Origin of the sequence: uncultured Chitinophaga sp., assembly GCF_937898475.1 — a bacterium.
Lineage (GTDB): Bacteria > Bacteroidota > Bacteroidia > Chitinophagales > Chitinophagaceae > Chitinophaga.
In genome coordinates, this window is the sequence record NZ_CALEJS010000015.1 from 355,916 (window position 1) to 369,690 (window position 13,775).

The 13,775-nt window shown below is 50.8% G+C and carries 11 protein-coding genes; 5 read left to right on the forward strand and 6 right to left on the reverse strand.

Annotation, left to right across the window (positions count from 1 at the left end):
- Positions 1–60: 60 nt before the first annotated feature.
- Positions 61–951, forward strand: coding sequence for a hypothetical protein (locus Q0577_RS08335; RefSeq protein ID WP_298734741.1), 891 nt, complete (start codon positions 61–63; stop codon positions 949–951).
- A gap of 414 nt (positions 952–1,365) precedes the next feature.
- On the opposite strand, the gene xerD is transcribed toward Q0577_RS08335, so the two are convergent.
- Complete coding sequence (xerD, locus tag Q0577_RS08340) at positions 1,366–2,262, reverse strand: site-specific tyrosine recombinase XerD (RefSeq protein ID WP_298734744.1); 897 nt, start codon at positions 2,260–2,262, stop codon at positions 1,366–1,368.
- A gap of 460 nt (positions 2,263–2,722) precedes the next feature.
- Between xerD and Q0577_RS08345 the strand changes: the two genes are divergently transcribed.
- Complete coding sequence (locus Q0577_RS08345; protein WP_298734747.1) at positions 2,723–6,178, forward strand: pyruvate carboxylase; 3,456 nt, start codon at positions 2,723–2,725, stop codon at positions 6,176–6,178.
- Positions 6,179–6,305: 127 nt separating this feature from the next.
- On the opposite strand, the gene Q0577_RS08350 is transcribed toward Q0577_RS08345, so the two are convergent.
- From Q0577_RS08350 to Q0577_RS08360, 3 genes are all read right to left on the reverse strand, one after another.
- The gene (locus Q0577_RS08350; protein WP_298734750.1) at positions 6,306–7,961 is read right to left on the reverse strand and encodes an FAD-dependent oxidoreductase; all 1,656 of its coding nucleotides are present in this window, start codon (positions 7,959–7,961) and stop codon (positions 6,306–6,308) included.
- A gap of 10 nt (positions 7,962–7,971) precedes the next feature.
- Positions 7,972–8,322, reverse strand: coding sequence for a thiamine pyrophosphate-binding protein (locus tag Q0577_RS08355; RefSeq protein WP_298734753.1), 351 nt, complete (start codon positions 8,320–8,322; stop codon positions 7,972–7,974).
- Positions 8,323–8,603: 281 nt separating this feature from the next.
- The gene (locus tag Q0577_RS08360) at positions 8,604–9,023 is read right to left on the reverse strand and encodes a nucleoside-diphosphate kinase (protein WP_366884150.1); all 420 of its coding nucleotides are present in this window, start codon (positions 9,021–9,023) and stop codon (positions 8,604–8,606) included.
- Positions 9,024–9,326: 303 nt separating this feature from the next.
- Between Q0577_RS08360 and Q0577_RS08365 the strand changes: the two genes are divergently transcribed.
- Positions 9,327–10,331, forward strand: coding sequence for a DHH family phosphoesterase (locus tag Q0577_RS08365; RefSeq protein ID WP_298734757.1), 1,005 nt, complete (start codon positions 9,327–9,329; stop codon positions 10,329–10,331).
- Between the two features lie 131 nt (positions 10,332–10,462).
- On the forward strand, positions 10,463–11,326 hold the full coding sequence (locus Q0577_RS08370) for an FKBP-type peptidyl-prolyl cis-trans isomerase (protein ID WP_298734760.1): 864 nt from the start codon (positions 10,463–10,465) through the stop codon (positions 11,324–11,326).
- Between the two features lie 101 nt (positions 11,327–11,427).
- Here the strand turns inward: Q0577_RS08370 and Q0577_RS08375 are convergent, their stop codons facing one another.
- Positions 11,428–12,240 (reverse strand): diadenylate cyclase, encoded by an 813-nt coding sequence (locus tag Q0577_RS08375; RefSeq protein ID WP_298734763.1) that lies wholly within the window; start codon positions 12,238–12,240, stop codon positions 11,428–11,430.
- 63 nt (positions 12,241–12,303) lie between these two features.
- Positions 12,304–13,149 (reverse strand): dihydropteroate synthase, encoded by an 846-nt coding sequence (gene folP, locus Q0577_RS08380; protein ID WP_298734766.1) that lies wholly within the window; start codon positions 13,147–13,149, stop codon positions 12,304–12,306.
- 58 nt (positions 13,150–13,207) lie between these two features.
- On the opposite strand from folP, the gene Q0577_RS08385 reads away from it, so the two are divergent.
- Positions 13,208–13,759 carry a DUF1599 domain-containing protein gene (locus Q0577_RS08385; RefSeq protein ID WP_298734769.1) on the forward strand — a complete coding sequence of 184 codons (552 nt, stop codon included), beginning with the start codon at positions 13,208–13,210 and terminating at the stop codon, positions 13,757–13,759.
- Positions 13,760–13,775: the final 16 nt, after the last annotated feature.

Genomic DNA, 13,775 nt, shown 5'->3' on the forward strand with positions numbered 1-13,775 from the left:
AGAGAGGATAGCCGGTCCAGGGTTTACTCGTTAACCCCTTTTTTTTAAAACTGTCAGACTATGAGTTACCTGTTAATTGGAAACATCTCTGCGCTAATCTGTGATGAAAGTATTGAGCCGATGGCTAAAGGGCGCTTGCGCATCTACCTGCCGGAAGGCCATTACCCCTCAGCGATGACAGGTAATGGTAATTTCAACCACCTAAAACAGCTTTCTCCCGCGGAAGTGGAGCGGAAAGCAGACCGTTTGTTAGCCGAAGCAGTGCTGGATGAAAGGGGCGATTTCCGCCTCAGCTGGGAAGAGATCCATTTATTTACAGAACCCCTGGAGCTGGATCTTTGCCTGGAACAGATGCCGGGGCGCGCTTCCGGCAAGCGAAGCGTGACCCAGTATCACCTGAGCAGGCTGGTGCCCCACTGGAAACGGACAAAAGACAAGTACCTGGCGGCATTTGCCTATGTGATACCGTCCGAACACTGGAGCCAGATCAGGGGCAGCTACGGCACCTGGGTGATCAGCGGTACGGTAAAGCATCATGGCTGCATGAATGCCCAGCCGCAATTGAAAGTAGAAGTTTATAATGCCCTGAACAGGCGCTTACTGGGCGCCGCACAGACCAATAGCCTTGGCCGTTATAAAGTGCAGTTCGGCATCCAGGATATGTCAGCCGGCTTTTTACCGCCGGTCCGCCAGGGTCAGTACCACAAAGGACCGGATGTATACTTCAAGGTATACCGTAAGAACCAGCTGCTTTGGGAAGAGGACATACAATCGGCACAACGTCCTGAGCGAAGGGCCATCGCTCCCTGTACCTTACTGAATATCATCATTCAACCTTCCGCCATGAAGAAGGCCGGCAGCCACCTGGCTCAATGGATCGGCAACTGGCCGGTGATATCAGGGAAAAGGAAAAAGTTCCAGGACGATTTTCTGTCATTAGCGCCATTCTAGAGTTTTAGTTAGGAGTCATCTTGTTTGAGAGCCCCAATGTTCATATGAACAGCTACCTTTCAGCCAGTTTAAGGTAGCTGTTTTTTTATTCCTGTTATCTTACCCGGAAGTGCCGTAAGTTTTCATCGCAGTGCTGTAATCTGTCAGCTCCGTTCTGTTAGCTGACAACGCTGTTCTGTCAGGTGGCGGCTCCGTTCTGTAATCTTACATCGATGTGCTTCGATCTGTCAGGCCCGTTCTGTTATCTGCAACGCCGTTCTGTTATCTTACATCAATGTTCTTCGATCTGTCAGCTCCGTTCTGTTAGCTGACAACGCCGTTCTGTCAGGTGGCGGCCCCGTTCTGTTATCTTACATCGATGTGCTTCGATCTGTCAGGCTCGTTTGGTCATCTTCCAAAGGATTTCTTAGTGTGTCAGAACCTGGGATGGAACCTTTGCAGGGTATCCCGCAGAAATTCGCGGTCAAGATGGGTATAGATCTCGGTGGTGGTAATGCTTTCGTGGCCCAGCATTTCCTGTACGGCGCGGAGGTCGGCGCCGCCTTCTACGAGGTGGGTCGCAAAGGAATGGCGGAAGGTATGCGGCGATACCTGTTTGGTAATACCTGCGGCTGCGGTCAGTTCTTTGATCACCAGGAAGATCATCACCCGGCTCAGGGCGCTGCCCCTGCGGTTAAGGAAGAGGGTATCTTCAAAGCCCTTCTTTACGGGCACGTGTACACGGATCTCTTCCAGGTAGATGTTGATATATTTTATGGCATCCCTGCCGATGGGCACCAATCTTTCTTTATCGCCTTTGCCGATCACCCGTATAAAGCCGGCGTCAAAATGAAGGCGGGAGATATTCAGGTTCACTACTTCGCTTACCCGGAGTCCGCAGCTGTACATGGTTTCCAGTATGGCCCGGTTGCGCTGCCCTTCGGGCGTGCCGGCCTTGATCTGGGCAATAATGCTTTCTATTTCTTCAAAACTGAGTACATCAGGCAGTTTACGGCGGATTTTGGGCGCTTCCAGCAACTGGGTAGGATCATGCTTCAGCAGGTCTTCCATCATCAGGTAACGGTAAAAGGCCTTGATGCCCGAGATGATACGGGCCTGCGAGGTAGCCGTCATGCCCAGTTGCGCAATCCACTGCGCACAGTTTTGCAGGTCGTCCAGCGTTACCTGTTCGGGCGGTATTTTACGGTCATGCGCCAGGAGATACTGTTCCAGCTTCTCAACGTCCCGTATATAGGCCATTACAGAATTGGCAGACAGCGAACGTTCCAGCTGCAGGTAAGCGGTGAAGCCTTTCAGGTATACTTTCCACATCTTGTAAAATTCCAAATACCAAATACCAAATCCCAAATCCCAAATCTCAAATTACGGATGGCAAAATCCACATTCCGGCGTCAAAATCCAAATACTAAATACTAAAATCCCAAATACCAAATTCCAATATAGATAACGCCAACTTATAAGTTATGACAGATAATAATTATGACATCGATTGGAATTTGGAATTTGGTATTTGGGATTTTGGATTTGGAATTTCCCCTGGGATTTGAATTTTCCCGGTGATTGAAGAATATTTACAATTTAATAGGAATGATTAGAAAGAATTGAATAAAAACAGTTCTTCTTTTACTAATTTTATGGCCGCCCAGTGGTTTTAACGACTTTTTTTAAAGTTTGGAATTTGGGCATTGGAATTGGGGATTTGACCTTCTATTTCCCTTATTTTCGCAGAAGCATACAATTTTAACACAAACGCATACTTATTTAACATACCATGCCGGAGATTCCACTTCAGAAGATACAGAAATTATTGGTAGCCAACCGGGGCGAGATTGCAGTCAGGGTACTGCGGGCAGCAGCAGAGCTGCGGATACGTACAGTCGCCATCTTTACTTACGAAGATCGTTATTCACTGCACCGCTATAAAGCGGATGAGGCCTACCAGATAGGCAAAGACGATGAGCCCCTTAAACCTTATCTCGACATTGAAGGGATTATCCACCTGGCCAGAGAGAACCAGGTAGATGCGATCCATCCCGGTTATGGGTTCCTCAGCGAGAACGTGCAATTTGCCAGGCGCTGCCGGGAAGAAGGCATCATCTTCATTGGCCCCACTCCTGAAGTGATGGCGCAGCTGGGCGATAAAGTTGCTGCCAAAGCGCTTGCCCGCGCCGCCAATGTTCCCCTGATCGAAGACAGCCAGGTGAAGCTGGATAGTGTGGCTGTTGCTCAGCAGGAGGCCGCCCGTATAGGTTTTCCCGTTATGCTGAAGGCGGCAGCCGGTGGCGGCGGCCGCGGTATGCGCGTGGTGCACGATGCCTCCTCGCTGGAAAAGTCTTTTACAGAAGCCCGCAGCGAAGCGGCCAAAGCTTTTGGCGATGATACCATCTTCATTGAGAAATTCATTGAAGAGCCCAAACATATTGAAGTGCAGCTGATGGGAGATAACCACGGCAATATTGTTCACCTGTATGAACGCGATTGTTCCGTGCAGCGCCGTTTCCAGAAAGTGGTGGAAATAGCGCCCAGTCCCAACCTGCCGGAAGAAACACGCTCAGCCATATACGAATATGCGCTGCGCCTGGCCCGTAAGGTGAACTACAACAATGTAGGCACCGTAGAGTTCCTGGTAGACCGCAATAACAATATATACTTCATCGAGGTGAACCCCCGTATACAGGTAGAGCATACCGTTACGGAAGAGGTAACCGGCATCGATATTGTACGATCTCAGATACTGATCGCTCAGGGCCACCAGCTGAGCGATCCTGAGATCTTCCTGAAAGGGCAGGAAGATGTAAAGCTGAACGGTTTTGCGGTACAGTGCCGCATCACCACCGAAGACCCGGAGAATAATTTCACGCCTGATTACGGTACCGTTATCGCTTACCGCAATGCCGGCGGTTTCGGCATCCGCCTGGATGAAGGCAGCACTTATTCCGGCGTAAAGATCTCGCCCTTCTTCGATTCCATGCTGGTGAAGGTAACCGCCTGGGGCCGTACGCTGTCCGGCGCTTCCGCCCGCCTGCACAGAACCCTGCGTGAGTTCAGGATCCGCGGTGTGAAGACCAACATCCGGTTCCTGGAAAATGTGATCACGCACGATACCTTCCGTAAAGGCACCTGTACGGTGAGCTTTATCGACAAGCACCCCGAACTGTTCAAGCTGTCGCAGATACGCGACCGCGGCACCAAAACCCTGCTGTACCTGGCAGATGTAACGGTGAACGGTCATCCGGATGTGAAGGTCAAAGATCCCAACAAGCGTTTCCGCATTCCGCAGATACCCTCGGCCAACCGCATGCAGCCCTTTCCCGAAGGCAGCAAAGACCGCCTGGAAAAACTGGGCAGGGATGAATTTACCCGCTGGCTGCGGAATGAGAAACCCGTGTATTTCACAGATACGACCTTCCGCGACGCGCATCAGAGCCTGCTGGCCACCCGCGTGCGCACCAAGGATATTATGGCCGTAGCAGAAGGTTATGCGCGCAACAACCCGCAGCTGTTCTCCATGGAAGTATGGGGCGGGGCTACCTTCGATGTGTCTATGCGCTTCCTGCATGAATGTCCCTGGAAGCGCCTGCAGCAGATCCGTGCCGCCATGCCCAACCTGCTGCTGCAGATGCTGTTCCGCGGCGCTAACGCCGTAGGCTACTCGGCGTATCCCGAGAACCTTATCGCCAAATTCATTGAGAAGAGCGCTGAGAACGGGATAGACGTGTTCCGCATCTTCGATTCGCTGAACTGGGTAGATGCCATGTCGCCCAGCATCCGCTTTGTACGGGAATATACCCCTGCTTTGGCGCAGGCAGCCATCAGCTACACCGGCGATATACTGAATAAAGAGAACAAAAAATATACGCTGCAATATTATATCGACCTGGCCAAACGCCTGGAAGATGCAGGCGCTCACATGCTGGCGGTAAAAGATATGGCAGGCCTGCTGAAACCACAGGCGGCAACGGTATTGATCAGCGCCCTGCGCGAGGCCGTACAGCTGCCGGTGGTACTGCATACGCATGATACCTCCTCCGTGCAGGCGGCTACCTACCTGAAGGCCATAGAGGCAGGGGTGAACGTGGTGGACTGCGCCATTGCCTCCCTCAGCGGACTCACCTCTCAGCCTAACCTGAACGCCATGGTGGCCATTATGCAGGGCCATGAAAGAGGGCAGGCCATGAACCTGGCTTCGCTCAATGAATACAGCAATTATTGGGAGGATGTAAGAGAATTCTATTATCCTTTCGAATCTGATATGAAAGCGGGCACCGCCCAGATCTATGAGAATGAGATCCCCGGCGGACAATACTCCAACCTTCGCCAACAGGCAGAATCATTGGGACTGGGCGCCCAGCTGGAAACGATCAAGAAGAACTACGCCGTGGTGAACCAGCTGTTCGGCGATATTGTAAAAGTAACGCCCAGCTCTAAAGTGGTGGGTGATATGGCGCTGTTCATGACGGCCAATAATCTTACCGCTGAGGAAGTGCTGGATGAAAGCCGTAACCTGGCCTTCCCGGCTTCGGTAACAGGGTTCTTCCGCGGTGATCTGGGCATCCCGCACGGTGGTTTCCCCGAGCAGCTGCAGCGCATTGTACTGAAAGGAGAGAAGCCGCTGAACGGCAAACCCAATGCGCATCTGGCGCCGGTGGATTTTGACAGTGATTTTGCCGCCTTCCAGCTGAAGTACCCGCTGGCAGAGTTCCTGGATTATCTCAGCTATCATATGTTCCCCAAGGTGTTTGATGAGTACTATCATCATGCGATGGTGTACGGCAACGTGGAAGCCATTCCAACACCGGCTTTCTTTTACGGGCTGAAGCTGGGAGAAGAGATACTGGTTACCCTGGGCAAAGGCAAGACCATCATCGTGAAACTGCTGTATGTACAGCCGGCAGACGAAAATGGTATGCGTACCGTGGTGTTTGAGCTGAACGGCTATACGCGCCGCGTACAGGTAAGAGATCATTCCGTAGCCAGCCTCGTGCCGGTGAACAGGAAAGTGATTAACCCTGAACAGGAAATTGGTGCGCCCCTGCAGGGCAAGCTGTCCAAACTGCTGGTAAGGGCAGGAGATTTCGTCTCCGGCAATACGCCCCTGTTCATTATTGAAGCCATGAAAATGGAAACTACGGTAACGGCTACGCGCAGCACAAAAATAAAAGCCATCCATCTGCCGGAAGGCACTATGGTGCAGCAGGATGATGTGGTGGTGGAACTGGATAGCTAGCTGCTGGCTGTTAGCTTTCAGCTGTTAGCGATTGAAGGGAAGTCGTTAGTTGTTGGGTAATGGAGGTGTGATGGCATCCTCCATTAGTGACAACTAACGACTATTTTACTTTTAACTTTTAAGTGGCTCAGGCTTCCTGGCCTACAGCTTTTCCGGCTTTAACGGATTTGCCGAGGAGGGCCGCCAGCATGAGGTCTGCTGTCTGAAGGGCGCCTTCTACCCAGCCCTGTGCATCAGAATAGGCTTCGCCGCAGATATACATGGGGCAATCGGCTAAAGGGTGCACGATCTTGTCACGTACTTCCCAGCTTTTTACACCAATATTCCAGCTATTCCATCCGCCGCCATAGGGATCTTCACCCCAGTCGCGGAAGGCCGCGCTTTTCACCGCCGGTGTATAGCTCAGGTTATGCATTTGGGCCAGCTGGCGGGCTATTTCATCTACCATACGGCGGGGAGCCTGGTATTGTTCCCAGCGCTGGTTCAGCCCGTTCTGCACACCATTGCCGGATGCAGGTGCCTTATCATCCTCACCTACAAAAGGATCTGCCAGCAGCGGGTGAGAGCGGCCCTGCAGCCAGGTGGCGCCGCGTTGGGGGCGGAGCCCGTCCCAGAAGCCGATGTTGGCGCCATCGTCATAGCTGGCCAGCAGCATGGCGCGTCCGCTTACAGCGGCATTACCCTTGTAGTTGGGCCAGTAGTACACCTGGCGTATAGGCAGATCCGTTACGGAGCGGCCGGATTGAACGGGTACAAATTTGCCGTCGGCGCCTGTGTAGCCGGATATCCTCCACCAGGGATTGTCGTAAGTGGTGAACAGTTTAAAGAGGGGGCGCGGCGTAACGCTGCCGGTGAGCGCTTTGATGTCCTGCAGCAGCGGACTATTGGGCGCCAGCAGGTCCAGCGCACGGCGGGGCATGGCCAGTATCAGTTTGCCTGCGTTGATCACGGTACCGTTGTTGAAGGTCAGCTCAAACTGGTTGTCCGTCCATACAAATCCGCGCAGCTGCTGGTTAAGCCGGATCTCGCCACCGCCTTTTTCAAAGAAAGCCCCCAGGGTGATGGGCACCTGCTGAAAGCCGTTGCAAAAGCCTTTGTACTGCGGCGAGATGCCAAAGTCTGAAAGGTACCAGGGAATAGCATCCGCTGCGTTCCAGTTCACCAGGGTGGAATCATAGCCGCCGGCGTCCATGCTGAACTGGTAGGCTTCGCTGCTGATCACGCGGTACAGCAGGTTCCAGAAGCCCCACTGGTACAGGGGGATATCGTCGAAGGCAGCGTGTTTGCACATTTCCCTGCGCTGATCTTCCGTGAGGCCGGTGTCTGTGATACCGGGCACGATCTGTTCAATGGCATTCACGATAATGGTACCGGGACCGTTCCCTTTATCGAGGAAAGAAAGGTTGTAGGGCACTTTATCGGGACGGGTGGTGAAATCGATCAGGCGCAGGAATTCGCCGCGCAGGAAGGCGAGGTTCTGGTTTTCATCCACAGGGAATTTATAGGTCTCGATCTGCTCATTGGGGGGCAGCTGGCTGTTGAGATCCTTGATCAGTCCAACGATCCTGAACTGGTTGTTCTCCAGGATGCGCATGCCGCCCAATTCGGCCACCATATCCGGGATGTTGGGTGGTTTTACGGAGAGTAAGCGGCCGCCAATGTGATCGCTGCCTTCAAAAACAACGATCTTTTTACCGGGAAGGTCCTGTTGCAGTTTCCAGGCGCTGTAAAGACCGGAAACGCCGCCGCCTATAATGGCGATGTCAATTTGTTCGTTAGCCATGACAATTGGTTTAAAAGATGGAGGGAATATTGCTGTAAGCAAAGAATGACCAGCGGCATTGCCGGGCGGCAGGCATTGAACAGGTGCCGATGCTGTGGGCGATGCCGGGTGTAACATGCACTACCAGTACGCCCGGTTTGCCGGTCATACGGGCAGAGCCGATGTCCGCGCCGATAGCAATGTTTTCATGGAGGCCTTCAATGTACCGCACGCCGTTTTCGGGGTAGGAGGTGCCGTCAATAATAGGGATCTCATTGGTGCCGGGCACGCCGAAGATGTAATGAATGCCGAGGTCGCTCAGCGCGTCGGACACGTAATCGCGTGCCCGGTGGTCAGGCCTGGCAGTCTGCTGTTTTTCCATAAAAGTGTGTTTTTGTTCTTTAAGTGGTTATCATGATGTAATAGCTGTTTTGAGCCGGGGATGTAAAACGTCCATAGTTGATGGTCTGTCGTTCTTGATTCATAGCGTGGCCATTATGCTGTGTATTGGTTCATAAGATAGTGTGGCACGGATGGTGGTGTTGCATTTCCGTGGACTGTTAAATATAACAAAATAGCATGGGAGTGGTTGTGGGGGACATAAAAAAAGCGCCTTTATTAACAAAAGGCGCTTTGGCTTATAAATAACAGTAGGTTCGTTGCTTAGAATTTCTCCAGGCCGCTGAAGAAGAAGCTGCCTTCTATTTCAGCATTCTCATCAGAATCGGAACCGTGCACGGCGTTACGGCCTACGGATTCTGCATACAGCTTGCGGATCGTGCCTTCTTCGGCATTAGCCGGGTTGGTAGCGCCGATGAGTTTGCGGAAATCTTCCACCGCATTGGCTTTTTCCAGGATGGCAGCTACGATATGGCCGCTGCTCATGAATTCAACCAGTTCGCCGTAGAAAGGCCTTTCTTTATGCACTGCATAAAATTCGCCTGCTTTCTCAGCAGATAACCTGGTCATTTTGAGTGCTACAATACGGAAGCCGGCGGCGTTAATTTTTTCCAGTATTGCGCCAATGTGCCCGTTTGCCACAGCATCAGGCTTAATCATCGTAAATGTTCTGTTGCCCATAATATTTTAAAATTCCAAATTCCAGAATCCAAATTCCAAAGGGGAAGTTTTGTCCCTTTGGTTAGTTTGGGGCACAAAGTTCAAATTCCTAATGCTAAATTCCAAATTCCGGAATCCAAATTCCAAATTCCAAATACCAAATGCTAAATTCCCGTTTATAGTCCGGAAATCTCCGCTCTTTTGGAATTTGGAATTTGGTATTTGGAATTTAACCTCAGGAATTTGGAATTTGGAATTTTATAAAGAACTTCGCACTTCGTTTTTAGTTGACACATAACAATATTTTAACATCCGCTTAATCTTGGTATGAAGCCGATCGAGGAAATCAAGCCTTTGCTGGAAAGCCCTAAGAAGGTGGTGGTTACAATGCATCAGAAACCCGATGCAGACGCAATGGGCTCTTCATTGGCGATGTACCATTACCTGCGCCAGAAAGGACACGAAGTAACCGTTATCTCTCCCACTAATTTCCCGGATTTTCTGAAATGGATGCCGGGGGCCGAGCTGGTCCTTGATTTTGAGTCTATGCAGGAGAAGGCTATGAGCGCGCTGGAAGGCATTGATCTCCTGTTTTGCCTGGATTTCAATGCATTGTACCGCACCAAGGCCATGGCGCCCCACCTGGAGCAGCTGAAATGCACTAAAATACTGATAGACCATCACTTAGAGCCGCAACCCGGATTTGATTATGGCGTTAGCGACACAGCGGCGTCTTCTACTGCTCAGCTGGTGTATGAAACGCTTTATAAATTGGGAGAAGAGCAGTATATTACCAGCGAGATAGCGCAATGTATTTATGCGGGTACCATGACTGACACCGGGTCTTTCCGGTTCGCTTCTACTTCGGCCAGGGTGCACCGGATGGTAGCAGACCTGCTTGACCGTGGTTTAAAACACGAGCTGATCCACCAGGCCATTTATGATAATTTCCTGGAAAACCGCCTCCGTTTTATCGGCCACAGCCTGTTGCACCGTATGGAAGTATTCTATGAATACAATACCGCCATGATGGCCATTCCATATGCTGATCTCAAGCGCTTTGACCTGCAGACCGGGGATACGGAGGGACTGGTAAATTTCCTGCTGTCTATTCAGGGTATCAAGATGGCTGCCCTGATCATTGACAGAAGAGAGGAAATAAAGCTATCTTTCCGCTCCAAAGGCGATTTTGACGTAAATACCTTTGCCCGTAAATATTTTGAAGGCGGAGGCCATTTTAACGCAGCCGGCGGCAGAAGCGCAGACTCACTTGAAAAGACCGTACAGCGTTTTATCAAGGCGGTGGAAGAGAATGAGGACCTGCTGCAATAGCCGGGAAGTTTGAATGTTTGGAAGTTTAAAAGTTTGACACGTTCGCGAAGGCGACCTTCAAACCATCAAACTTTCAAACTGTGAACTTTGAACAACGAAACTTTACCTATTAATACGTATAATACTCAGAGATGAAAAGAAACAATCAGTTACTTGTTGCAGCATTAGGCCTGTTTATGGCCAGCTGCGGTACCGGCGGTGTCAAGAAAACACCCAATGGTGTAGAATACACCGTACACAAATCTGGCAGCGGTGCGCAGCTTAAGCTGGGCGATACGGTGCTGATGAACATTACTCAGCGTTTGAACGATTCCATCCTCGCAGAGTCCCGCAAACTGGTGGGCGCTCCTGTACCGGTGCTGATCCAGAAATCAGTGAACAAGTATGACCTGATGGAAGGCCTGGCCCTGCTGAAAGAGGGCGACAGCGCTACCTTCATTATACCCTGGGATTCATTACCCGAGCCTCGTCCGCCGTTCGGTAAAAAAGGCGACCAGATCAGGGTAACCTTCGCCGTTGATTACAAGTATTCTGCCAGCCAGCAGACTGCTAAAGACGAGAAGGTGATCAAGGAATACCTGGACAAGAACAAACTGAACGCAAATAAAACTGCTGAAGGCGTATATGTTGCAGTAAGCCAGAATGGTACAGGCGACAAGCCCCATGAAGGCGACACCGTATTTGTACACTACACCGGTAAGCTGCTGAACGGCAAAACTTTTGATTCCAGCCTGGATTCTACCATGAGGCCCGGCATGCCGCTGGAACCTATCAAGTTCCCCATCGGCCAGGGTTTTGTGATCAAAGGCTGGGATGCCGGTATCGGCGCCCTGAACAAAGGTTCCAAAGCTACGCTGGTAATTCCTTCTGCACTGGCTTACGGCTTACAGGGAAGTCCCCCGGCTATCCCCGGTAACTCTGTACTGGTATTTGACGTACAACTGGTAGATGTTAAACCAGGTAAAGCGCCGGCTGCACCTGCTCCTGCTAAATAAGGTAACTTAAAACAGATTAGTATAAAAAGGAAAAGCGAAGTGATCCCCACTTCGCTTTTCCTTTTTTTATAACAGTTAATTTCAGCCGGTGGCAGAACAGCTTACTGTACTTCTCCGTCTACCAGCACTTCATACATCTTGATCTTCAGCTCTTCCAGCGAAACATCCTGCACCAGCTTTCCATCCTGCGCATAGGAGATAGTGGCTCTTTCTTCAGATACCACAATTGCCAGGTTATCACTATGCTCCGTAATACCTACCGCAGAACGGTGACGCAGGCCAATACGGGTAGGCAGGTTGGGATTATCGGAAACCGGCAGTATCACTTTAGCCGCCAGTATCTTATTGCCAACAATAATAAGGGCGCCATCATGCAGGGGACTACCCTTGGCAAATATGCTCTCTATCAGTTTGGCGCTGATGTTACAGTCCAGCGAAATACTGCTGGCCGTATCAAACTTCACCCTGTGCGTGGTAGCCAGCACAATGAGCGCACCCGTATGCCTGGCAGAGAGATGCGCTACGGCGGTGATCACTTCATTGATGATATTTTCTTCTTCACGGTAGCTTTTAAACTTATCCGGCATAAACAGCTTGGTGAAAAAACTGTCTTTACTGATCGGTGTTTTCTTGCCCAGCACCAGCAGGAACTTGCGGATCTCAGGCTGAAATATGATAATAATGGCAATGATGCCTACATTAATGAAGTTCTGCAGAATATTGGTCAGTATAGGCATACCCAGGGCCTGTACAATAAAATAGGCCAGCCATACCATGAGCAGTCCCACAAAAATGTTGAAAGCAAGACTGCCCTTCAGGAGCCTGTATAATTGTATGACCAGGAAAATAACGATCAGCAGATCCAGTATATTCAGCCAGTTAAACCTATTACCGTAAAATTGAAACATATCCATAAACGTAAAAATAGGAAAAGTTTGAATGTTTAAAGGTCTGAGGTTGATAGTTTAACTATCAAACTATACGATATTGCTGATATACTGCCATATTTTCACTGCTTCGGCGGCTGGTTTTACATCGTGTACACGCAGCAGCTGAACGCCTTGCTGCAATGCCAGTGTATGGATCACCGTGGTGCCGTTGAGCGCTGCTTCCGGGGTGGTCTCCAGCAGGCGGTAGATCATGGATTTGCGGGATACGCCCGCCAGCAGGGGGCATTCCAGCTCGCCAAACAGCTGCAGGTGACGCAGTAAGGTATAGTTGTGGGCCATGGTCTTGCCAAAGCCAAAACCGGGATCTATGATCACGTCGTCAATACCCGCGGCCCGGCATTGTGCCAGCTTTTTAATGAAATAGTCCAGCACTTCCTGCACCACATTATCATATTGGGGATCCTGCTGCATGGTAAGAGGCGTACCTTTCATGTGCATGGCGATATAGGGTACCTGCAGGCGTCCTGCAGTGCCAAGCATACCGGGGTCCATCTCACCGGCGCTGATATCGTTAATGATGGCGGCCCCCGCCTGTACGGCCTTTTCTGCAACGCCGGCATACCAGGTGTCTACAGAGATCACCGCTTCGGGAAACTGGTTGATAATGGCATGTACGGCGGGCAGCAAACGGTCGGTTTCCTCCTGTTCGCCTGCTGTTTGCGCACCGGGCCTGCTGCTTTGCGCGCCCAGGTCAAGGATAGCGGCCCCTTCTGCGAGGTGCCGCGCTGCCTGTTCCAATACATGGTGCAGGTGTTTGCTGCGGCTGGCTGCGTAGAATGAATCGTCCGTGATGTTGATGATGCCCATGATCAGGGGCGTGGAAAGGTCCAGCAGTTTGCCGCGGCAGTTGATGGTATATGGCGTTAATTTCATTCCCACATTTTTCATTATTTTGCCCTGCAAATTAAAATTTATTGCCTTAATAACGATCATGAATAAAACCAGCGAGCAGTACCAGCGGGCCATGGCAGCATGTAAGGATATCTTTATCAAGAAAACCAGGGACTATGGCACTTCCTGGCGTGTGTTAAGGCCCATATCCGTAACAGACCAGATCTTTATTAAGGCGCAGCGTATCCGCACCATACAGGAGCTGGGCACGCAGAAAGTAGGCGATCATATTGACGGCGAATTCCGCGGTATTGTGAACTATGGCGTGATCGGCCTGATACAGCTCAGCCAGCAGGATAAAGACAATCCTTACCAGGACCTGCCCGTGGAAGAAGTGTCCCGCCGCTATGATGAGCAGATCCGCTTCGTACAGCAGGTCATGGAAGACAAAAACCACGACTATGGCGAAGCCTGGCGGGACATGAGCCAGGAATCCTTTGTAGACCTTATTCTCACCAAGCTGCTCCGCATCAAGCAGATACTCCGCAACGACGGAAAAACGCTGATCTCTGAGGGGATAGAGGCCAACTACGTTGATATTATCAACTACGCGCTGTTCGCGCTTATCAAGATGGAGGAGCAACACAATTAATAATTAATTATATTGA